This is a genomic window from Veillonella sp. 27098_8_77 (genome assembly GCF_041431535.1).
In the GTDB taxonomy this organism is placed as follows: domain Bacteria; phylum Bacillota; class Negativicutes; order Veillonellales; family Veillonellaceae; genus Veillonella.
In genome coordinates, this window is record NZ_JAPVXW010000003.1 from 14728 (window position 1) to 38264 (window position 23537).

The following is a 23537-nucleotide window of genomic DNA, read 5'->3' on the forward strand; positions in this document are numbered from 1 at the left end:
ATATATTAATAGATACTACGATAGTCAACTAAATAGGCTATGTATACAGTATAAAACGATTTTCAAGCTGTATAAAATAACAAAAACCTATATTACTATGACAATAAATAACAATCAATGCAATACAGGCTTTATATTGAAATAACAGAATATTCTAGAGTCAAAATTATTTACCCCTACATTATTTCTTCCTTATTCAATTTTTCCAACACTTCTCTCTTAATTTGTCGTTGTCTATCCCAAGCAATGATGAATACGGTAGCGATGATACAAATCATCCCAAAGATGCCAACTAAGGTGAATTCATTGCCTAAAAGGGCCCATCCAAATAATGCTGCCGAGATTGGTTCTAGGGATGAAAGAATCGACCCTTGCACGGCACCAATGCGACGCACACCTTCGATATAGGCATTAAAGGATACAACTGTACCGAGTATGATAATCGTAAATAATCCAACCCAAGTCATGCCGTCCCAAATGGCTTCTGATGCCACTTGACGGAATACGATACACGCCAAAACACCAGATATAAACATACCAAAGCCAACGATAGATGATGTGCTATATTTTTTTAAGAGCTCAACAGGCTCCAATGTGTAAACACAAATACTAGCGGCTGAAATAAGCCCCCAAAATAAGGCATCCCCATTGAACGCCGATATGTCTAACCCCTTTTGCATGATAATACACACCGTACCAATCATAGCGAGGGCCACACAGCATAATTCTGGTAAGGACGGCTTTTTAAAATATCGTATAAACAGATAAATAATCAACATCGTAGGAGCCACATATTGAAGAACTGTAGCAACACCTACGCCTGAAATAGCGATAGCTCTAAAGTAAGTGTATTGGGCTAATGCAATACCGAGTATGCCGAAAACGAGCAATTTACCGAAGTCTTTTGGATTTTTAAATATATCAAAAATGCGTTTTCCATCCTGTATATAGGCGAGTAGAATTGTTAATAAACCTGCTACTAGCAATCGCACCTCTAATAGCCACTCTACATTTAAATGCTTTGCATTTTCAAGAAATTGTACCGATGTTCCTGAAAGCCCCCAAAATAGGGCACCCATAATAGCGAGGCCCATGCCTATCCACTGTTTTTCGTTCATACGTCCTCCGCATAAGGATTGATAACTATTACAAAAAGTGTGACTTTAAGATGATTGGCCTCGTTTTTCTAAGGCAATAATAATAACAGTTGCAATAATCATGGCCATTCCTAAAATACCAATCCAGTTAAATTGATTGCCTAATAAGGCCCATCCAAAGAAGGCCGCCGAAATCGGTTCGATGGATGACAAAATTGATCCTGGGACGGCACCAATACGTTTGACCCCTTCAAGGTATGCATTAAATGACACGATAGTACCGAGAAAGACCACATTAAAACAACCCACTACAGTCCATATATCCCATGTGGCGTACGAATGCGGCTGATGGAAAAGGACCGCTGCCACAAGACCACTGAGAAGCATACCAAAACCTACGATGGGAATCGTCCCATAAGTTGCTAATAATCGCACTGGGGAAACACTATATACAGCAACACCTATAGCGGATAATAACCCCCAGAATAATACGTCGCTGCGGAAGCTTTCAAAAGAAAAGCCATTATTACCCATCAAGCATATGGTGCCTGCTAAGGCGAGGATGACTGAGATGATTTCTCCTGTAGAAGGCCGTTTGCCATAGCGCACTAATAAGTAAATGATGATCATGGACGGCGCCAAATACTGTAGTACCGTTACAATGCCCGCACCGGCGATGACGATGGAGCGGAAATATGTATATTGGCACAGCGCCATACCAAATACGCCAAATACGATGAGGCTAAGCGTATCTCGCCAATTACGAAATACATTAAAAATCATATTGCCTTGACGAATCCACCCATATAGAACGGCTAGAAAGCCAGCCGTAATAAGTCGCATCGTCAAGAGCCATTCTAGGTTCATATTGCGGAAATTGCCTACGAATTGGACGGATGTGCCCGATACGCCCCATAAGGTGGCGCCCAATAATGTTAATATAATGCCGATAACTTCATATCGTTTCATGATGTTACGCACCCAATAAAGACACGTGCACCTTTACAACAACCTTACGAATTTTAATAGGCTTATCATCAACCGCTAATAGAGGACGATGAATATCCGATGGAAAGAATACCGTATAATATCCTTCTGGGCAGTGGATGTGCCCTTCATCGACAGATTCATTAGGATAGAAATAGCAATCTCGTTCAGGATAGGATTCAATAGGTTTTACACGACCACGATCTACAAAAAAGCCCATGTTCTCTTGGCCTTTCACCATGAATTGAATATCCACATAATTCTTGTGAGATTCAGGTTTCGTAGTTTCAAATAATTTTGTTTCCACATCATCTACATTGGCGTACATCATATCCCCTTCGATAGCATGACGACCACCAGGCAATGCTTGCAAATCGGTATTCTTTAAGAAATCAAGAGCTCGAACGATGGCTGCGGGATAGCCCATTTTTGTGTAATCTGCATGTATACTGGAGAAAAACATAACTATATCCTTTCTATAGGAACCATACTGCATAGACATACTATACTCAAATACAATAGTAATACGATCTTTATACCTCTATCGTAGCACATAAAAAGCTTAGCTTCCACACATGATTATATAAACACAAACCCTCCATACGTTACATATATGGAGGGTCCGTAAAATACTATTCAGTTTTATGACTTACGTCAAGACTGTTATACATATGAAATTGTATATTTAGTTGCTACTTACATGTTAACTCTCATTCGAATTAACTACGTGGACAATGTTATATTACTCATTTTCCTTGAAAGCAGCGATAATTTCATCGGCTTGCTTATGAGGAACCTCTTCATAACTATAGAACTGACGATTAAATACGCCTTGTCCTTGTGTCATAGAGCGCAAAACAGTAACATAATCTGACATTTCTGCCAACGGTACTTGTGCTTTAACAACGGATATGCCAGTTCTTTCACTTTGTTCCATGCCTAATACACGACCACGACGACTATTTAAATCGCCCATGATGTCACCCATGAAAGCATCTGGTGCAAACACGTTAACTTCATAGATTGGTTCTAATAGGACTGGTTTCGCCTTTGGAATTACATCCTTGATAGCCTGTGACGTAGCTACTTTAAATGCTAACTCTGAGGAGTCTACACTGTGGTAAGATCCATCCAAGAGTGTCACTTGCACGCCAATCATAGGATATCCCGCAATTAAGCCTTTTTCTAGGGTTTCTCTGGCACCCTTTTCCACTGCTGGTATATATTGTCTTGGTACAGCACCACCAAAAATCTTGTCTACAAAGGCAAATTCTTGACCATCATATAATGGATCAACTTGAATTTTAACATGTCCATACTGACCATGACCGCCACTTTGTTTTTTATATTTCGATTCTGTTTCTGCAGATCCTTTAATTGTTTCACGGTATGGAATATATGGTTTCACAAGTTTTGCTTGTACGCCGTATTTACGGTCCATCTTGTTAAGGATATGTTCTAAGTGCACTTCGCCCATGCAGTCAATTTGCAATTGGCGAGCTTCCGGATTTTTCACAACTACACAAGTTGGATCTTCTTCAGCTACTTTTAACACAGCACTAGCTAATTTTTCCTCTTCACCTTTTTTCACAGCTTCCATAGCTACAGTATATAAAGGTTGAGGGAAACGAATCGCATCGTACTTCACCTTAAAATCAGGAGCTGTTAAGGTATCGCCTGTTTTTGCATTGGCCAATTTCGGTATCACTACGATATCGCCAGCTTTTGCGGCAGTTACTGGAATTTGTTGCTTCCCGATGAGGGTAACCATCTTATTCCATTTTTCCTCAGTTCCTTGATTAACGTTGAACAGCTTATCACCTTCTTTGAGTTCACCAGAGAAGATGCGTACAAAGCTTTGTTTGCCTGCGAATGGGTCAAGCAATGTTTTAAACACGAATGCGGTTAGGGGTTTATCCACATGCACTACAACTGGTTCACCAGTGTCTGCTGATTCAGCAGTCATCACTTTTTTTGCTGCATCTGGCATATACCGAATCATTCTGTCTAATACTTGATCTAAGCCAATACGGGATGTGGCACTGCCACACATGATTGGACACACTCGGCCTGTAATCATCCCTTCGCGTAGGCCTTGGCGAATTTCTTCTAGTGAAAGCTCTTCGCCTTCTAAATATTTTTCCAACAATTCATCGCTACCTTCAGCCGCGGCCTCTACGGTCATTTCCCGTATTTCTTGGGCCTTTTCGATAAGATGAGCCGGTACAGCAATCTCTGTTGGTTGGCCGTCTTTGTAAGTAAACGCAGTCATTTTGGCTACGTCTATAACGCCTTCAAAATTGGCACCTTCGCCAATCGGAATTTGGAGTGGCATAATTGCCTTGCCAAATAGTTCACGCATACGTTCAATAGTACCGAAGAAATCGGCACCATCAACGTCCATTTTATTGATAAATGCCATACGCGGCATTTGTAATTCAACAGCATAATCCCATGCGCGCACCGTATCTGTTTCAACGCCCGTCGTTGCAGATAATACCATGAGCATGCCATCACAAGCACGCAATGCGGCACGAACTTCGCCATGGAATTCATTGTAGCCCGGTGTATCAATAAAGTTAACCTTATGGTCATGCCATTCACAAGGGGCCATACCCAATTGAATCGTTACATTCCGTTTAATCTCTTCTGGCTCAAAGTCCATAATATGTTTGTTATCTTGACCACGGCCAACAAAATCAACAGCACCAGAGGTTAATAACAAGGATTCTACTAACGCAGTTTTCCCTGCCCCATCATGGGACACCACAGCTACATTACGAATCTGATCACTACTATATTCTTTCATCGGAATCGCCTCCTTATGTGAAACTTTGAGTTCTTGATATATGATTTCGACGTAATAATATAAAAATCCTCTTTTTCCGAAAAAATATTTATCGAAAAAAGAGGATTTTTTATAATAATGAAATTATCGGCCTACCAAGGATGCACAGCCACCAAAAAGAGCTAAGAGAATAAGAGTAATAACGGCAAAGATAACAAATGTTACGATACCGGCCATGAATACTTGCAACTTAGTCAACGTAGTTTGTCTTGCCATTAATTCAAGGCCTACCCATATGGATAAAACAAAAATTACTAGAGAGCCTAAGTTGGAAATAAGCTTAGCTAATGTGGAGCTACCAAATAGGACACCGAAGATAGCCATTAAAATGAAAACAATTGTATACACACAGGTACATAATAATACTTCATAACCTTGTAGATACCATTGAACTTTCATAACAGATTGTACATCGTCAGTACCACCCATTTTTACTGCCACCCAGTTAAATACATAGGATCCAACAGCCACCATGACAAAGGACCAAATGATACTAGCAATATAGGCCAAAATAAAGAAGAAACCTACACCAGCACCAAGGAGCATGCCCATAGCAGAAAATTCGCTTCTAGGAAGCAATGGAATCAACAAAGCCCCAAATAAGCCTATCAAGATGTAAGGAATAGCCCATAAGAGTGCTGTACCTAAGAAGCCCTTTTTCAATGTACCATACTGTACGACTTGATCGATACCGCCCTTAAATGGTTGGGTCAATAGATTCCAAAAGTCAGAATACCATTTTGTTTCCATAAAATCACCTCATATAATAAAACAAAATAAACTATGTTCTTATTATATATGGATTTTATTTATCTTTCTACATAAATATAACAATTATAAACAATTTAAACGATAATCCATGTCAGTATGTTTAAAACGACCCTGTCCTTTTACCGTAATGCTTTGAATCCCCATTTTGCTTCCACCCAACAGTATCACCGATGGACATAACGCGACGGGTCAAGCAGTCTTTACATTTATCTGCATTATCATCCACGCATGGTTTATTATCATATAGCAAATATTTGGCACGATGTTCTGGGATTGTAATGATAGGCATTAAAATATTAGCCCCTGCAGCGAGACCCTTTTCACGACCTAATGGATCTAATGCTTGTAACGCTGTAGTAGCTGCAATATTTACGTCTTTCAAGAATAGACGCGTTAAGGCAATCATCTTAAGCCCTAGTTGAATGCGGCGCAATTTACCAGCCTCATCATCAATGCCCATTGCTAATGCCGCTTGGCCTAGTGGCGTATCATGATGCACCACATAGGGACCCATGCCAATCATGTCGATATCCATATCACGGTAGAACAAGATATCGTTCACAAGGTCTTCCTCGGTTTGCCCAGGCAAACCAATCATGACGCCTGTACCCACTTGGAATCCTACGCGACGCAAACGGCGTAGACATTCAACGCGTGTTTCAAAGGAATGTAGTTCATCGCGAGGATGAATTTTGTGATATAGCTCTTTATTCGTCGTTTCAATGCGCAATAGGTATCGACTAGCACCGGCCTCACGCATGCGGCGGTACGCCTCTTCACTTTGCTCCCCTACGCACATCGTAATGCCTAGAGAGCCATCGCCAATGGCTTTGATGTCGCGAATTAAATCCACTACATAATCAACAAATACATCATCACAACGCTCTCCAGATTGGAGCGTAATAGAACCATATTCATGGTCATAGGCCCACTGCGCCATCTTGATGATATCTTCGCGGTTCATATCAAAGCGTTCCGCCTTATCATTTTCTCGACGGATACCACAGTAATTACAGTTTTTAATGCATCGATTTGAGAACTCAATGAGGCCACGATAATACGCTACAGGCTGTACATATTTTGCCTTCACTTCGTACGCCTTTTTATAGATTAACTGCAACTGTTCTTCATCAGTTACAGACATGAGAAATCTTAGCTCATCCTCTGTTAGCCATTCATCGCCGACGAGGTCTTTTGCGAGAATATCTTGCACTTGCAAATCATCACTTCCTTTCATAACGAATCGTCATCGATTCGCTTGGTATCGTAATGTATTCAATATCTGTAACGCAGACAAATCCATTAATTTCGCGTGGTAAATCTCGTACATGCTTCACTTGGGTCGTCAAACATGCATGCGCCATCTTACCACGACTCATTTTGGAGGACGTACTCATCTGTTTATATGTGTCGCCTCGTAATTCCCAAAATTCAACGGTTACCACCTTTGGATGGTTCACCATTTTTGCATATTCTTTAGACGCTAAATTTAGGATCCAATCCTCCTTGTGAAAGTATGCATCCACCGCTTCACGCCAGGTTTCATATAAATTAATTCCTACCTTATCGACCATATCTAATCGATAGTCTCTAACGCCCATCGTAGGCTCTACAATGCCGTATAATGCAGACATAATAGCGAGATGAGTTTCACCAAAAGCCTTAGCCTCATCAGATAGTCCTGCCCAATCTAAATATTTAAAGGCAATACCATCGTAGCTTTCACAAGCCAAACCTACAGGATGGGCCTCAAACTCTTGATAAAAATCAAAGAGAGCTTGCGCCTTATCTTCCTTTAGTTTTAGGGCCTTGCCAAGTGCTGCTACATCGAGAGATTGTACATGTTTTACAATCTTTTGCATAATAAGGGGCTGAAATTGACCGTCACGGACCGCAACTGTTGCATCAGAAATTGTTTTTGTCTTACTAGGAGAGAGGACGATTTTCATGGGATAATTCCGCCTTGATACTTTCCTCTGTCAAATTGTCGATAAGATCAGGGTTCCACAACATGAGAGGCACGGCCACAACGTGACTAGCTTTCATTTCTTTACACAATTTAATGCATTCCGCCAAATAAGGAGATTCATTATCGTGAATATCGCAGATAATAACTACATGGCGCCCCTTAAGATTAACCCCTTCGTAATCGATGCTTTCACCAGACACCGTAAGCAAACCGGTTTCCAAACGGCCTTCACTCATATCATTGACGCGAGACATTAAAATATGCTCAAGCATTGTGGATACAGGTGTTACAACAGGGCCTGTACCAACGAGGGCCTCTGGTTGGGCATGAACGATAACGGTTTTCTTGCGTTTATCCGTTCTAAACTCCATAAGTGCATGTTCTAATGCGGAGAAGAACACAAATAATTGCCAAGGATCTAAAGATCCTGTTTGGAACATATCGATAATAGCGCCATCCTCTTCGATGTTAAGACGCGCTAATAATTCTTCTGCAATGTCGTGAACGACCTCTTTATAATCTGATTGTAAAGGTGCATTTAATTCATTCATATCTTTTTCTGTTGCCATGAAATCCTCCCAAAACATATATAAACTGCTATAGTAGCAAATTAAATTCTATTCTTTATTGTACCATATTTCACAGGCTTATACGTTATTACAACTACATTTCATAAATCTATTTGATTCTAGTTCTAGACAAAATAAAATACCGCCTATTTCTGTGAAAGCTTTCACAAAAACAAGCGGTATATATTAGCCTATAACTAATAAGTAAATATTCATCAATGTTACGATAATACCAATGCCCCAAAGAATAATCCCCGTAAATCGGCGGTTCGTATAAGCGCCCATCACACGACGGCTACTCGTCATATATAATTGCAAGAATATGGTAATCGGCAACTGTAAACTCAAGAACATTTGCGAAACGAGCAATGCTTGAAAGGAGTCCGTAATAAACAAGATCAATAATAGTGCAGGAATATATGTTAACCCCAATCCCAAGCGACTATGAAAATCCTTCATATCATAAGACTCGCCAAACATGCCCGCAAATATGCTCGCCCCAGCCATACCAGCTGTCGCCGATGATGCAAGACCTGCAAACAGCAAGGCCAATGCAAAGATGGTACCTGCAGCAGATCCAATTAAAGGTCTCAATAATTCCTCTGCCTGTTCTAATTCGGTAACAGCAATGCCATGACTAAAAAATACGGCCGCTGCTAGTAAAATCATGGCGGAGTTAATCATCCAACCAATGCCCATAGATAATAATGTATCTACGAATTCATAGCGCAATTGTCGATGCATAATCTCTTTATCTTGTCGATTAAACTGACGACTTTGGATGACCTCGGAGTGCAAAAATAAATTATGAGGCATAACGACGGCCCCTAAAATGCTCAGGATAACGAGCATCGATTCGTTAGGTATGCTCGGATTGACCCAGCCAATACCCGCTGCAGCCCAATTGACATCAACCATATTGACCTCCACCAGGTAGGCCAATGCGATAAGGGATACAAATCCCGCTATGATACGTTCTAATTTGCTATAAGAGTTTGTAATAAGCATAATCGTGCATACGATAGCCGTTAACACGCTACCGATGACAAGAGGGATGCCGAACAGCATCTTCAATGCAATGGCAGCGCCAATGAATTCTGCCAGCGCCGTAGCTACAGCCGCAATGCCTGCGGTACTCAATACGGTACGGGACAACCATTTTGGTAAGAATTCATAAGCACATTCTGCTAAACATTGCCCCCGTACAATGCCTAGATGGGCCACATTATGCTGCAATAAGATAAGCATAAGTGTAGATAATGTTACAACCCATAGCAATTCATAACCATAGCTAGCACCAGCTGCTAAGTTGGCCGCCCAGTTACCGGGGTCGATAAATCCGACGGTTACAATAATACCCGGTCCGATATATTTAAATACTTCACTAACATGTTGTTTGCCATTCTGATGGACGGTAAACAACTTATTTTTAAGAAAATTAATCATGTTATTCCCTTATAGGGATTATAGAGTGAACGTCATTTCTGTTTGCACACGTGCATCTGCTTTAGATTTACCATCCTTGGAACCTGTATAGCGAATACGAACATCACCGTTAGTCTTTACACGAGAATCATCAATCTTGAATTTCTTCATTTTTTCCTTGATTTGTTCATCTGTTAACGCCCGTTCTTTAGGCTTAGCCACTTCATCAGTGGCCGCATCGAGAGATTCCTGTTGTTTTTCGGATACCTTTACATCTTTATCAGATTTCTTAACTCGTTTTTCATCTAATTTTTGACGGCGTTCTTCGGTGATTTTCTTATCCCGTTCAATGCGATAATCCATGACATCACGCATGTTTTCTTGGTAGATACGCAACGCAAATTGACGATCATTGTCGTTCATTTGTTCCCGTTTTTCTACGACTTCGTCAAGCAAGGGCATCAACTCATCCTTTGTATAGCTAGTGCTATCATCGAATGTAAATCCATGTGTGTCCGTAATAGCCCCATGTTTTACAAGTGTCTTTAACGCTTTGTATGTCCAATCATTTGGTGTAATAAGGTTAGCGCTACCAGGATGTGCAGCAGATACTACTTTAACATCATCGGTACTCATACCATCTACCACGGGACGGGCACTAGGAATTACAAAGTCTTCCGCATGTGCCACCCCAAAGGATGCCACTAAACAAAGAGCACCCACACCAAGAGCGCGACGAATCATTGTTAATCGACGTGTATATTGTGTATTCATAAATGTCTCCTTAAATTAAATTTTATACAATTTATTATAAGCAATTAGATATGAATACGTCAACTCTATCCCCATTCCTTACACTGTATGGTTAATAAAAAAGACCTCACATCGGACGATGTGAGGTCTCAGCATGGCGGAGGATTAGGGATTCGAACCCTAGCGACGGTAACCCGCCCTAACGATTTAGCAAACCGTCCTCTTCAGCCTCTTGAGTAATCCTCCATGCTTTACTGAGTAATCATATCATACCCAGTAAGGCGTTGTCAATTGAATTATTTCAACATAGATTCAATGAACCAAATTTGTTTTACATAATATTCAATATGGTCTTCCATCATGTTGGAAAGCAAGAAATTATCTTCTTCGCCAGCTGCTTCACGAATAGCAGATGCTTGATCTTTCATATATTTGAAGTCATGAAGTAAAATTTCGATAACTTTATGTTGAGGAATATCTTCTTGACCTAATTCACCGATTTTTGCCAATTTAGCATATTCAACAGAATTTACCAATGGGAATTCACCTTGCATTTTTACATGTTCAGCTACTGCATCAAAATATTCAAACGCTTCATCATAAATGGATTCCAAGTATTCATGGATAGATTTGAATTGTGGACCAGTTACATTGAAATGAAGGTTGTGTAATTTTACATTCCATACGGAAAGATCTGCTAAATATTGATTTACTTGTTGTACGTTTTTCATAGTAATAACTCCTTTTCATTTAATTCTCAATTACAATTTATCCTAATATAGGACAAATCTAGTCGGCTTCTAAACCTATTATTTATTTATGTAATTTGTAATCAATATTGATTACATGATTATATTAACAATAATGATTTTCCTTGTCAATAATTTTATCGATATTTTTCGATGAAATTTTTATGAAATAAAAAACCTCTTACCATCAGATATACATCTAACAGCAAGAGGTCTAAGCCAGTCTATTTATATATAGTATTCTATGTAGTTTTCAGGATATGGACTATCATTAGATGCGCTATTTTTATTCTTTCGTCTAGGCTTCCGAACATACATATTTTCTGGATCGGTTTCAAAGATAACCATATCTTTCGGAATATCGTGTTTTATAACTAGATTACAACCGATTTTAGTACGAGCTCCAATCGTAATATCCCCTAAAATTTTTGTACCTGTACCAATGAGGACATCATCTTCAATGGTGGGATGGCGTTTTGTTTTCTTAGAGGACATACCGCCCAATGTTACTTGGTGGAACAATGTCACATTATCTCCGACGATGGCGGTTTCACCAATGACAACGCCCATACCATGGTCAATAAATAAGCCTCGACCAATGGTAGCTCCCGGATGAATTTCAATGCCTGTTACATGACGAGAATGAAGTGCTATACGGCGTGCCAATGTAGGCCACCCCGCCTTATAGAGGCGATGCGCAAAGAAATGCCAGAACAAAGCCGTAATATGAGGATACGTCCATATAACCATCCACACATTAGTGGCAGCCGGGTCAGAATCCATGACGCGTTTAATATTATATTGAATTTTGCCCCATAATTCGCGCAAACCTTGCATCATAAGTACTCCATATCTACGTTCATTACACGAACAGTGTGTCTATCAAAAATATAACGCCCTTGGATACTCCCAAGGGCGTAAGTCACGGTTTTAACAATTACCAAACTATACACTGGGTATAATCATTTGTGCACTCTATAAATATATTCCTACTCTAACACCTAGGAATATATCTGTCAAGAATTTTGAGGGTCTTTAAAGTCCGCAGTTTATAGGAAATAACTGAGTTTATCGTATGTTTCCAAGCGTGCTAATCACCGAATCCCACGTAATAGGTACCGTCATAATGGCAACGGCAATTCCTATCCATAAAAGACTACCCACGATAACTACAAGTCTAGACAGTACGAACTGAAATGCCCTGCTATTGCCATATAAGATAATATTCTTTTGCCCATGCAATACAATATGGCCCCATAAGAAACCAGCCAAGGTATATGTTAAAATATGTGGATCTACTATCAAATAAGAAACCACATCTGGCATATGCTCTTTTCTAGATATAATTGGTGAAAGCAAGCCATTCACTTCAACGGCCCATAGTTTATACCAGAATAACACCAATATGGCAGGCCACATAGAACGCCATGTCATCCATAAGACATAACAATAATTTACCAAAGCCCCTGCTACTTGATTATGATGCTTGTGTATATATCGTTCCATCCGCGACTCTGAACCATAACCTTGCTCAATTTGCCAATAGTGAAACTGTACATTTCGTTCCCCATGTGTAAAATCTACGAATCCCAAGGTTTGTAGTAGGACGAGAGCAAATATAACAATGGTGACGAGCTGAAACCATTCACTAAACAGCCAGCTAGACGGCACCATACTGTCTGTTACAGTAATGTCGATGCGCAATACTAATAGTATCAACGCTATATAAGCACTCCACCGTGTCCATCGGCTGTATGTATGTAATGAACTATGACTACCAACGACGAGCGCTGCTGGATGCAAAGACAATAATAGGCCAAATACAAAGCAAAATATGATTGCCGAGATGACAGCTATAAATTCGTAATTCATCTTAACGGTACGCTACGCGTTCAGGCTGCATATCATGGAAATGAAGGCGCTCTTTCGCCGTCTTTTCCCACTCTGTACCAGGCTTGCCGTAATTTGCATATGGATCAATAGACAAACCACCGCGCGGTGTAAACTTGCCCCATACTTCGATGTACTTAGGATCCATCAACTTAATGAGGTCCTTCATGATGATGTTGATACAATCTTCGTGAAAATCCCCATGGTTGCGGAAACTAAATAGATATAATTTTAAAGACTTGGACTCTACCATTTTCTTATCTGGTACATACGAAATATAGATGGTCGCAAAGTCTGGTTGACCTGTCATAGGACACAAGCTTGTAAACTCAGGACAGTTAAACTTAACGAAATAATCATTATCAGGATGTTTGTTATCAAATGCCTCTAACACCTGTGGTGCATAATCAGTAGGATAATCGGTCTTGTGACCTAACATCGTTACGCCTTGTAACTCTTTTTCAGATCTGCCGGATGCCATAAGGAACCTCTTTCTATAAAATAATATAATATATGGAGTAATTCATACGATACTTAATTATATCATAGGAGGTTCAACCTCATTATATTTACGCTTCTATATACGTAACTAATTGTTTAAGATGTTCTAAAATAATGATTATATTGATCTCCAAAGATTAATACCACCAATAGTAAACGCGATTAGTTTTATCAATATACCACTTTCAACTTGTATGCCCCAACCAATAAAACAAATACCTATAATTATACTTGATATACGGGCAAAATAACTTGTTTTACTATATTTCAATAAACGTATAGCCTTTTTTATACCTTCCACAAACCGGCCTTCCTTTATATATCTATGAATGACTTTTATTTCCCCAATATTTAGATATATAAATATCGCATTAATAGCTCCAAAACAGGCTATAGCATCTATCTTACGATACGGTCCATCTCCTAACTGAAGTAGTGAGTATACAAGAGCTACATCCAATAAAAAAAGAACAACAAACATATATATAGCTTTAAAAAAATTTTTATTGTTAGCAGACATTCCTACTTCTCCCTTGATTCTAATTTTGGGCCTTTATTTTCTTTATCATTTTGATTATTATCTTTTAGATAATCCGTTTCTTTTATCCTTTTCTTTTAGCAATTTTACCTTTTAATATTCCAGAAATAAAGATTCCAGCTCATTAGATTCTATAGGATTTGCATTATAATAGAGTGATTACACACTATTAATATGGAGTTAATAATCTTATTGAAAAATACTTTAGAATATCTCTTCTGTGAACACTTGATAAAAACTTGAATTCATCTAGATACAAGACCCTCTCATTAGCATGGAAAATAATTATTATTTTCTTCTTTTATAGTTATATCAGCTAATACCATAGCAAAAAAACAATCTCACATAGAGATCTGAAAACCATTATATTTAAGCCATAGATTAGGAGATATGAAACCTTATTTGTCTGCACATAGAGACATATGAGCGTTCATAACCACGCTTCTTTGCCCCAACATATGCTTGAGATAGTCCTATATGTTTAAACTTAGAATGTATATGCGTGATAAGTGCTAGTTCTTCCTCTACGAAATCTTAATTTCTCAGTTATAATAGAATGCATGAGAAGGAACTCCTTTTGTTATAATCTTTGGATTAAGCAACTTCATTATAACAGAGTTCCTTCTTATTTTTTATTTACTTATCACAAATGTATTATACTCTTACAAAGTACTATGATTTTTACCTTTATTGAAGATACATTTTATTTTCATTTTCGTCTAATTGAAAAAGCTAAATACTCAAGATTAAGTACCAAACCATGTCCCTGTAACAAGCCGATATAATAAATACAAAACTATTATTACAAACACCATCCCACTAATAAGCCTAAAAATAAATATCATAACCGGACTTTCATTATAATTGTTGTCAGGAGAGTATAAGCCCAATAACAAAGGATTATATATGCCAATTCCAGTTACAACTAGACCAAATATACAGGTATAAAACTGTGGATCAATATTCTTAAAAAAAATGAATAAATCTTTCATAAAATATTATCCTCCATATTTTTTCAGTAAATCAGAAACTTCATTATAGGCCTTACCCTCTTCAGATTTATCTCCTATAATTGAATTCTTGAATTAATATATTTCTCAGTACCTGCTTTAATATTGGCTCGCACACTCACAGAGCCAAGTTGAGTCTGAGTACCTAACTCCGGTCCAGCTTCAACGGTAGCATAAATATATTTAGTATTATTATAATTCTATTGTGCCTCCGACAAAATATATTACACTACCATTTAGGTATCTAATAATAAGTCAAAACATATAAATATATGTATAAGGCTACTAGAAATAACCAAGCATATACGCCTGCTTTAAAATTAGACTGTAATCTTTCTACTTTATCACTTTCAAACTCATCATTTTTAAGCATAAAGTACATTCCAACCAAAGAAATCCCCATACAAAATATCCACCAAAACAACATAGTAAATGGAGATATTAAATTACGTAAGAAAAATATTCCCAATCCAAGTACTAAACTAAAAGTATAGATAATTCTAGCTAAACTAAGCTCACCTTTATGCGTAATAAGTTTGTATATAAAGAATATAATACCAAACATTATGATTAAATCTTGATACATTACTTATCTATATCCTTTTTCAAATTAAATTTAATTTCATCTTTAACGTGACAGCCAAATGTTGCACCAGTAACACCTAATGAAGTATGACACATTACACGACCTAACCACACACCAACAATTTTATATACATCAGGATAACATGGTTGATTTTTTTAGCAAAGTATATATTATCAATGAGTTTATAATTCATACAAAATAAACCATTAACTTATTCTAGCTTAATTTAAATTGCATGAAATTAAAGTTTATAATAAAATATTCATATACATCTGATAACATTAGTTTATTCAGAACGATATAACACCTTATGGAGGTCCCTTATGAAACTAAAACAGCTTATTTTATCTAGCATCGCTCTAGGTGCGTTAGCTTTCACAGTAGGCATGGCGCAACCAGCACATGCAGCAATCGGCATGGAAACACCTGCGCCAGCACAAAATTTAGAGAAACCTGCATCTGTAACGACACAACATCACATCAATGTAGATGGCAAGGTATTAGAACCGGTAAAAGACCATCAAAATGTAGCCTATGTAGACGGTCAACCGCTCGTAGCACTGCGCCAAGTATCGGAAGCGTTAGGCTATAAGGTGGCGTGGGACGCACCAACAAAAACAGCATTGGTAGATATGAGTATTGCTACACTAGCCATCCAACCAGATCAAGCGCAAATCGTAAGAAAGGGCAAGTTGCAAATCATCAACCTTGATACATCCGAATCTATGCTGCCTACACCGCGCATGATAGATGGTCAATTGTTCGTGAGCCCTAGTGCATTCAAATTACTATTAAATGACGTAAAAATCACGAAGAACGAAATTTTCATCGCTCCACAACGGGCTCAGCTAGCATCCACAACCAATACGAATGTACCTCACAAAAACGAAATCAGTACATTCTTGCCGCCATCAGACAATACGTCTGCCAAGGTAGAGACTAGTTCCAAAGTGGAGTCCAACACAAAAACCACTACAAAGAACGAACCTCTAATCAAGGTTAAACATACGCAAGCAACTGATAAAGACACAAAATAATAACACGAACAGTAAAGCCCTTCTGTCGCGACCGAAGGGCTTTGGTATATGCAACAACGGCGGTTCTAACAAGGACCGCCGTTTTGTTATCCCCTATTATTTAAATAGAGTGTTAAACAAGTTTTGCAACAAGGAAAGCAAAGAGCTAAGAATATCTTGTGCTGTTTTATCTGTATTATTTGTAGTATTAGCTGTTGTTACAGAACCAGCCGTTTTAGTAGGCTCTACTGTTGTTGTAGTGTTGGCAGCAGGAGCTGGTGTAACTGTAGTGGCTACAGGTTCCACAGGTGCTCTACCCGTAGATGGTGTAGGTGTCAAAACTGGTGGACGAATGGAATCAGTATATTTATAGCCATAAGATGCGTTAGCTGGTTGTGCTGTAAATGCTACAACGCCTAAAGCCATAACAGATGCCATAAGTGTTATAGATAATTTTTTAGCTTTTCTCATAAGAAACCTCCTAATAAAACACATGTATAATCCACTATGTTATCAAATGTTTTGATAACAGTTCGCATTTTATACTTAGGAGATAAGCTGAACATGAAAATTTTCAAACTTCATCGAATCTTAATCGATTTCAAACTATCGGATAAGTCTTTGATTGATTCTTTGGCATCATCTAAAATGCCTTTTGCATCACTTGGTGGTTTTATATCTACTTGATTCATCGATTGACTATTACCTTGAGCTCGTTTCATGTTTTGATTTGCCTGTGCCATATCATTTTTTATACCATCCATCGTGTTGCCAAGCTCACCAAAGGTACTTTCATCATAGATTGCAAAATTACTGCCCCCATTGGATGTAATATTCAACGGCCCCAATGTTAATTCGCCATTATCGATATGCAATGCATCCGTGGAGATAGTCGTTACCGATGTATGCACTTTCACATCAAAGAACGATAGATGGCGGCCTTGATTGTGAAAGCGCCCTGTAATCGATTGTATAGGAATGAGTATGTAACGACCTGCACCAGACGTGAAATCGCCCCACACCACCATATCCTTAGGCTGACCCTTACTTGAGAAGTTAAGGTTCGCCGATACAGGAACAGAAAAATCTGGCGTTTTTAAGGCCATGCTACTATCTAGATCCGTAGCAACCCCCGTCAATTCATAGGCCCGTGTATCTAGATTATATACACCCTTAGCCTTTAACTTACCGCCAAATACATTGGCATATACCTCTTTAAAATCAAGTATGCCATCTTGATAGGTCACATCGCCTACCACATTTTCAAAGGTTAGTGCAGGGATTCTAAGAATTGGCATGGTAACACGTCCCGATGCAAAAGGCCGATTAATATCCCCTGTCACTGCTGTGAGCAAGGTCATCTTATCGTGAATACTATCACCAAATCCTAAGGATGCCGGATCTACTCCATAAATATTTAGATTCATATTCAGCGTAGGCATACGATGCTTAAGCACATCTTTTAGATCGATGCGACCATCTAATGTAAGACCATCCCCAATGGCGGTGCCTCCGAATTTACCAGTTGTCATATTCATGCGAATGGCACGATTCGTATCAATATCAAATCGAGCATTAACATTCTTCATCACATAATGTCGATTCTTTTGGAATATTTCCAATTGACAGTCTGAAAGCTTCACAATCGCATCGATATGTTGACCATTCCAGTTAAAGTTACGCACCTTTTTCCCTAGCTCTTCTTGACGTTCTAGCGTCGTTTTTTTCGGTGCTTTAGGTCGCTGTTCTACTTCAGATAATGGTTTATTAATATCAGGAGAAGCAGGCACAAAATCGACTCGATTATCGTCATCTAAATCTACTACAATGACCGCATCATTTAATTCTATACCTCGGATGGCAGATGCCTTGAAATTACGGGTAATCACATCCCACATATTAACGCGTATCTTGCCAGAAGGTACGGTCATCAACTGATGTCCATCGTCATCAGCCCATTGCAAATCCTCAAAGGATATGGTCCCCCATGGGGTAGCACTTAAACTAGAAACAGTAATTGTCCCTCGCATCATGGTCTGACGCGCTATTACCTCATTAAAAATAACACCCATGCCTCGACTTGCAATAGTAGCTAAGATAGAGATAATGACTACCGTAATTCCAATAAATGTAATGATGCCTAGTATGCCTCGCCTATATAATTGTATATATTTGCTCCAATACGAGCGAATTCGTCTAGTCATACAATTATTATAGCATTAAATTTTACAAAACCAATCATACTATAGATTTACAAACAGAAAATGCACCCACTAATGTGAGTGCGCTTTCATACAATATATCACAATTTATATATTATGCTTTTGCTTCTTTACCGTATTTTACAAGGCTTTCTGCTTCAATTTCTTCTTGAGTGCGATAGTCTTGAGGAATGTCAGCCAAGCGAATCCAGCTACGAACTGCTTCTACTAATACGATAAGGATCATGAGGAACATAGCCGCACTGAATGCTACTAGGATCCATTTACCAGCAGGAATGTAGCTGTTAAATACGTTTTCAAAGTCCGCAGCGATAGCAACGATAGCCATAAGAATACAAGGAATACCTGTTACCCATGCATAACGTTTACGACCAAGTCGCATGATAACTGTAGTACCTACAGCCAATGTCATAGTACCTAATAATTGATTAGATACGCCGAATAGAGGCCAGATAATACCGATGTTACCTTGTAGAACTAGATAGCCCCACAAAATACAAATTAAAGCTGCACAACCATAAACGCCAGGAGCCCAATGTTGGTCGTTGAATTTAGGATGGAAATGACCTAATAATTCTTGAAGTAAATAACGACCTACGCGAGTACCAGCATCGATCAAAGTCATGATGAACAATGCTTCAAACATGATACAGAAGTGATACCAGTAACCCATCAAGTGATCCATGTTAGGCAATCTAGAGAAGATATGAGCCATACCTACTGCAAGGGATACGGCGCCACCAGGACGGTGCATCAAGTCTTCACCAACCATTGCGGACAATGCTGGCAATTCATGAACTTGAAGGCCTAACGCTTTGAAGGATTCAACAGTGGAGTTAATTGCGAAGTAATCATCTGGATGCAATGCAGTTGCTGCAATTAACGCCATCATAGCGATGAAGCCTTCTGTTAACATTGCACCATAGCCGATAGGCAAGATTTCTTTTTCATTAGTAAGCATTTTAGGTGTTGTACCTGTCGCGATAACAGTATGGAAACCAGATAACGCACCACATGCGATAGTAATGAAGATATAAGGGAATACAGAACCTTTCAATACAGGACCGCCACCCCAGATATAAGGAGTAACAGCTGGCATTTGAATTTCAGGCATTACGATGATAATACCAAGAGCCAATGCGCCGATTGTACCGATTTTAAGGTATGTGGACAAGTAGTCACGAGGAGCAAGCAATAACCATACTGGTAATGCTGCTGCAAAGAAACCATAGACTGCAAGCATGATTTCAATGGTTTGCAAGTCATATGTAAACCAAGAAGCATATTCGCTAGCTGCTACATTTGGACCGTAGATAATAGCTGCGAAGATCAATGCTACACCGATAATAGTGGCTTCTTGAATTTTACCAGGACGCAACCATTTCAAATAAATACCAATGAAAATAGCGATTGGAATGGTAGCAAATACGGAGAAGAACCCCCAAGGAGAATTATGCAATGCGTTAGCTACTACTACGGCCATACCAGCAAGAGTAATGATCAATAGGAATAATGTAGCAAGCATAGCACCGAATCCAGCCAATTTACTGATTTCTTCGCGAGCAATATCCGCGATAGACTTACCATCATAGCGAACGGATGCAAATAAGATAACCATATCATGTACAGCACCGGCGAGTACGGAACCGATAAGAATCCATAATGCACCAGGCAAATACCCGAACTGTGCTGCGATAACAGGACCTACGAGAGGACCCGCACCAGCAATCGCTGCAAAGTGATGACCAAATGTTACCCATTTGTTTGTTGGCACGTAATCGTGACCATCATTGTGAACCATAGCTGGCGTTGGACGATACTGATCGAGTGTCAGCACCTTGGCCGCTATGAAAGCCCCATAAAAGCGGTACGCTAAAATTAGAATACACGCGGAGGCTATAACTAAGTAAATACCATTCATAACCATAAAAACACCTCCAATGTACATGACATCGGAGGTGCCAAATAAAAATTTCTAATAAAATTAGGTCTCCAATGCCACTGTAGCTTATAAATTGATGAGTACTTACATACTCATTGTATATCTAAACAAGAATATGTCAATTTACACTTAATCATTTTAGATACTCATTATTCGTTAAAAGCATATATCGAAGACTGTTTTATTTTTTTAATATGATATTTCCAAACGTGCGTAACAGATTAAGCCCTACAGCTCCGCTTTTTTCAGGATGAAACTGCATGCCATACACATTCCCCTTCTCAACAATGCCCGGTACCTTAACTCCATAATCAGCAGTAGTCATTATATATTGAGAATCTGTATCCACATAATAAGAGTGCACAAAATATGTATATTTATTAGCTATATCAGAAAATACGCTATCTTTACGGCATAGTGTATTTTGATTCCACCCCATATGAGGCACACGAAGGCCGAGGTTATTAGGAATAGCTTTCACAGTGCCCGGTATAATGCCCAGCCCTGGTGTGGGACCATATTCTTCAGATTCATCAAATAAAAGCTGCATTCCTAAACAAATACCGAGCAATGGTATATTGCGCTCCACCACCTCGTGAATGACCTCGATAAGGCCACGCTCACGGAGGACGGAAACGGCCGATGCATAGGCGCCGACACCTGGTAAAATCACGCCATCAGCAGCCAAAATCGTATCTCGATTAGCGGTCAACACCGCATCAAGCCCGATATGTTGTAATGCTTTTTGTACATTAAATGTATTGCCCGCATCATAATCAATTATGGCAATCATAGTGACATCCTTTCTTTCACGCCTATGTAAATAGCAAGATTCATCGCATATACGCGACCTGTATTATTGGCGAGCCATATAGTCTTTCAAAATAGAACGCATAATAGCGCCATCACTAGCGGTCGGCAATGTTACGCGCAACCAGTTTTCTCGTTGCCCACGGCGCACTTGGTAGCCCTTAGCGAGCCATTCATCAGCGAGGCCATCCGCATTAGGTACGGACATAAAGATAAAATTAGCACCGCTCTTATAATACGTGCCACCTACTTCATCCAACGTTTGTTCCCACAAAGCGCGTTCTGCCGCATTCTTTTCTACAGTGCTACGCAAAAATTCACGATCACCAAAGGCCGCCTCAGCAGCCACTTGGGACAATGTATTCAAATTATAAGGCAAGCGAATCGTTTGTATATAATTCGCTAATTCAGCACTACTCATCATATAACCAACGCGGTAGTTTGCGAGGCCATAAGCCTTCGAGAAGGTTCTCATAATAAACACATTAGGGAATTCATCAAGCAAAGCTCGTGCGGTTGGCACCTCTACGGAGGTTACGAAATCGATATAGGCTTCATCGATGATGACTAACACATCTTTCGGCAATGTGCTGATAAAGGTGCGAATATCTTCAACGTTTTCATAGGTCCCTGTTGGATTGTTAGGGTTACAAATCCATACAAGGCGTGTTGTAGTATCTACGGCTTGACGCATGGCATTAAAATCGTATTGCCCTGTTGCTTCAATACAAGGCACTTCGCGAATCACAGCACCTTCTACAAGACCATTAAGGCCGTATTCAGAGAATGCGGGCACGCTGATAACGATGGAATCACCGGCATTGATAAATGTTTTATTTACCATGGAAATCACTTCATCAAGGCCGACGCCAATAACAAGTTGATTTTCCGCTACCTTCCAATAATCCGCTAATACGCTTCGCAAGGATGATGCATTGCCATCAGGATATAGATTGGCATCATTGTTTGTCACATAATCTAATACTGCTTCGCGCACCTTTGGCGATGTACCATAAGGGTTTTCGTTGGCTGACAATCGCACAAGACGCTCCACACCGAGGCGAGCTTTGACGGATTCAGCCGGTTCCTCTGGCACATAGGGCTTTAATTGGCCAATAATCTTCTTCATACTCTACTCCTTACAAATCTGTAATCGCTTTGCGTTCCTGTGTTTTACTGATGACGCCTTCACGGCTTGCCAACTCTTCTAAGATGGCTTCGTAAGGAACGCCTTTTTCTACTAATAGCACGAGCAAATGATAGAGTACGTCTGCTGTTTCATATACTAGTTCTTGTGGATCTCCGTTTTTAGCAGCGATAACAACTTCTGTTGCTTCTTCGCCGACCTTTTTCAAGATTTTATCGAGTCCCTTATCGAATAAGTAATTTGTATAGGATCCTTCCTTTGGTGTTTCCTTGCGCCCTTTGATAATGGCATATAATTCTTCTAATGTTTGTTGATTGGCCATTGTTCTTCTCCTTTGTGAAAGCTAACGCCTATGCGTCGTCTCACCTCATATTTCGTATTTCTCTACGCTTCTACATCGTTAAAAAAGCAGCTCACCGCTCCTGTATGACATGCAGGCCCTTCTGCATTAACGAGAACCAGTAATGTATCGCCATCGCAATCGAGCTTCATATCCACCACGTGTTGCACATTGCCACTGGTACCGCCTTTATGCCAAAGTTCTTGGCGAGAACGAGACCAGAACCATGTTTCCTTGGTTTCCAGTGTTTTGTGAAAGCTTTCTTCGTTCATCCACGCCACCATGAGCACTGCTTTTGTTGTATTATCTTGAACGACTGTTGGTAACAGGCCGCCACCTTTATTAAAGTCTGGTTTCATGTATGCTA

General features: G+C 39.4%; 25 protein-coding genes and 1 tRNA gene. 1 reads left to right on the plus strand and 25 read right to left on the minus strand.

Translation table 11 applies throughout. The features are described 5' to 3' along the window. Positions 1-176: 176 nt before the first annotated feature. From O3617_RS02580 to O3617_RS02665, 18 genes are all read right to left on the minus strand, one after another. Complete coding sequence (locus tag O3617_RS02580) at positions 177-1118, minus strand: DMT family transporter (RefSeq protein WP_371448536.1); 942 nt, start codon at positions 1116-1118, stop codon at positions 177-179. 45 nt (positions 1119-1163) lie between these two features. Next, the gene (locus O3617_RS02585) at positions 1164-2066 is read right to left on the minus strand and encodes a DMT family transporter (RefSeq protein WP_371448538.1); all 903 of its coding nucleotides are present in this window, start codon (positions 2064-2066) and stop codon (positions 1164-1166) included. Between the two features lie 4 nt (positions 2067-2070). Further along, entirely contained in the window at positions 2071-2547 is a 477-nt protein-coding gene (locus O3617_RS02590) for a YhcH/YjgK/YiaL family protein (RefSeq protein ID WP_371448540.1), read from the minus strand. Positions 2548-2826: 279 nt separating this feature from the next. After that, on the minus strand, positions 2827-4893 hold the full coding sequence (fusA, locus tag O3617_RS02595; protein WP_371448542.1) for an elongation factor G: 2067 nt from the start codon (positions 4891-4893) through the stop codon (positions 2827-2829). A gap of 123 nt (positions 4894-5016) precedes the next feature. Next, positions 5017-5682 carry a hypothetical protein gene (locus O3617_RS02600; protein WP_371448543.1) on the minus strand — a complete coding sequence of 222 codons (666 nt, stop codon included), beginning with the start codon at positions 5680-5682 and terminating at the stop codon, positions 5017-5019. A 121-nt stretch (positions 5683-5803) separates the two neighbouring features. Beyond that, positions 5804-6940 carry a [FeFe] hydrogenase H-cluster radical SAM maturase HydE gene (hydE, locus tag O3617_RS02605; RefSeq protein ID WP_371448544.1) on the minus strand — a complete coding sequence of 379 codons (1137 nt, stop codon included), beginning with the start codon at positions 6938-6940 and terminating at the stop codon, positions 5804-5806. Beyond that, positions 6927-7652, minus strand: a complete 726-nt coding sequence (locus O3617_RS02610; RefSeq protein ID WP_371448546.1) for a YaaA family protein — start codon at positions 7650-7652, stop codon at positions 6927-6929. Before O3617_RS02610 ends, hydE begins: the two co-directional genes overlap by 14 nt. Further along, on the minus strand, positions 7630-8241 hold the full coding sequence (locus O3617_RS02615) for a hypothetical protein (protein ID WP_005380027.1): 612 nt from the start codon (positions 8239-8241) through the stop codon (positions 7630-7632). The genes O3617_RS02610 and O3617_RS02615 overlap by 23 nt, the downstream gene beginning before the upstream one ends. Positions 8242-8427: 186 nt before the next feature. Next, positions 8428-9687, minus strand: coding sequence for an Nramp family divalent metal transporter (locus O3617_RS02620; RefSeq protein ID WP_371448548.1), 1260 nt, complete (start codon positions 9685-9687; stop codon positions 8428-8430). Positions 9688-9705: 18 nt separating this feature from the next. After that, positions 9706-10440 (minus strand): hypothetical protein, encoded by a 735-nt coding sequence (locus O3617_RS02625; protein WP_371441886.1) that lies wholly within the window; start codon positions 10438-10440, stop codon positions 9706-9708. A 134-nt stretch (positions 10441-10574) separates the two neighbouring features. Next, positions 10575-10665, minus strand: a tRNA-Ser gene (locus O3617_RS02630). 50 nt (positions 10666-10715) lie between these two features. Then, positions 10716-11150 (minus strand): DNA starvation/stationary phase protection protein, encoded by a 435-nt coding sequence (locus O3617_RS02635; protein ID WP_009661701.1) that lies wholly within the window; start codon positions 11148-11150, stop codon positions 10716-10718. Positions 11151-11396: 246 nt separating this feature from the next. Next, on the minus strand, positions 11397-12008 hold the full coding sequence (gene epsC, locus O3617_RS02640; RefSeq protein ID WP_118353448.1) for a serine O-acetyltransferase EpsC: 612 nt from the start codon (positions 12006-12008) through the stop codon (positions 11397-11399). A 228-nt stretch (positions 12009-12236) separates the two neighbouring features. Then, positions 12237-13040: a hypothetical protein gene (locus tag O3617_RS02645; protein ID WP_371441887.1), complete on the minus strand. Its 804-nt coding sequence runs from the start codon at positions 13038-13040 to the stop codon at positions 12237-12239. Between the two features lies 1 nt (position 13041). Continuing rightward, complete coding sequence (gene queF, locus O3617_RS02650) at positions 13042-13539, minus strand: preQ(1) synthase (RefSeq protein ID WP_005387511.1); 498 nt, start codon at positions 13537-13539, stop codon at positions 13042-13044. A 138-nt stretch (positions 13540-13677) separates the two neighbouring features. After that, entirely contained in the window at positions 13678-14079 is a 402-nt protein-coding gene (locus O3617_RS02655; RefSeq protein ID WP_038148081.1) for a hypothetical protein, read from the minus strand. Between the two features lie 764 nt (positions 14080-14843). Continuing rightward, positions 14844-15089, minus strand: coding sequence for a hypothetical protein (locus O3617_RS02660; protein ID WP_039927117.1), 246 nt, complete (start codon positions 15087-15089; stop codon positions 14844-14846). Between the two features lie 262 nt (positions 15090-15351). Next, positions 15352-15693, minus strand: coding sequence for a hypothetical protein (locus O3617_RS02665; protein WP_039927120.1), 342 nt, complete (start codon positions 15691-15693; stop codon positions 15352-15354). Between the two features lie 323 nt (positions 15694-16016). On the opposite strand from O3617_RS02665, the gene O3617_RS02670 reads away from it, so the two are divergent. After that, positions 16017-16730, plus strand: a complete 714-nt coding sequence (locus O3617_RS02670) for a stalk domain-containing protein (RefSeq protein WP_371441888.1) — start codon at positions 16017-16019, stop codon at positions 16728-16730. Positions 16731-16826: 96 nt separating this feature from the next. Here the strand turns inward: O3617_RS02670 and O3617_RS02675 are convergent, their stop codons facing one another. The 7 genes from O3617_RS02675 to hisI all read right to left on the minus strand — a co-directional run bounded on the left by O3617_RS02675 (position 16827) and on the right by hisI (position 23529). Beyond that, positions 16827-17180, minus strand: coding sequence for a hypothetical protein (locus O3617_RS02675; RefSeq protein WP_371441889.1), 354 nt, complete (start codon positions 17178-17180; stop codon positions 16827-16829). A 110-nt stretch (positions 17181-17290) separates the two neighbouring features. Further along, positions 17291-18913: a membrane biogenesis protein AsmA gene (locus O3617_RS02680; RefSeq protein WP_371448549.1), complete on the minus strand. Its 1623-nt coding sequence runs from the start codon at positions 18911-18913 to the stop codon at positions 17291-17293. A 112-nt stretch (positions 18914-19025) separates the two neighbouring features. Continuing rightward, entirely contained in the window at positions 19026-20858 is a 1833-nt protein-coding gene (locus O3617_RS02685; RefSeq protein WP_371448550.1) for a carbon starvation protein A, read from the minus strand. A 196-nt stretch (positions 20859-21054) separates the two neighbouring features. After that, the gene (gene hisH / locus O3617_RS02690) at positions 21055-21666 is read right to left on the minus strand and encodes an imidazole glycerol phosphate synthase subunit HisH (protein ID WP_371448551.1); all 612 of its coding nucleotides are present in this window, start codon (positions 21664-21666) and stop codon (positions 21055-21057) included. 63 nt (positions 21667-21729) lie between these two features. After that, the gene (gene hisC, locus O3617_RS02695) at positions 21730-22812 is read right to left on the minus strand and encodes a histidinol-phosphate transaminase (protein WP_371448553.1); all 1083 of its coding nucleotides are present in this window, start codon (positions 22810-22812) and stop codon (positions 21730-21732) included. A gap of 10 nt (positions 22813-22822) precedes the next feature. Then, on the minus strand, positions 22823-23152 hold the full coding sequence (gene hisE / locus O3617_RS02700; RefSeq protein ID WP_287503295.1) for a phosphoribosyl-ATP diphosphatase: 330 nt from the start codon (positions 23150-23152) through the stop codon (positions 22823-22825). A 62-nt stretch (positions 23153-23214) separates the two neighbouring features. Beyond that, positions 23215-23529 carry a phosphoribosyl-AMP cyclohydrolase gene (gene hisI, locus O3617_RS02705; RefSeq protein ID WP_005375309.1) on the minus strand — a complete coding sequence of 105 codons (315 nt, stop codon included), beginning with the start codon at positions 23527-23529 and terminating at the stop codon, positions 23215-23217. Between the last annotated feature and the right edge of the window lie 8 nt (positions 23530-23537).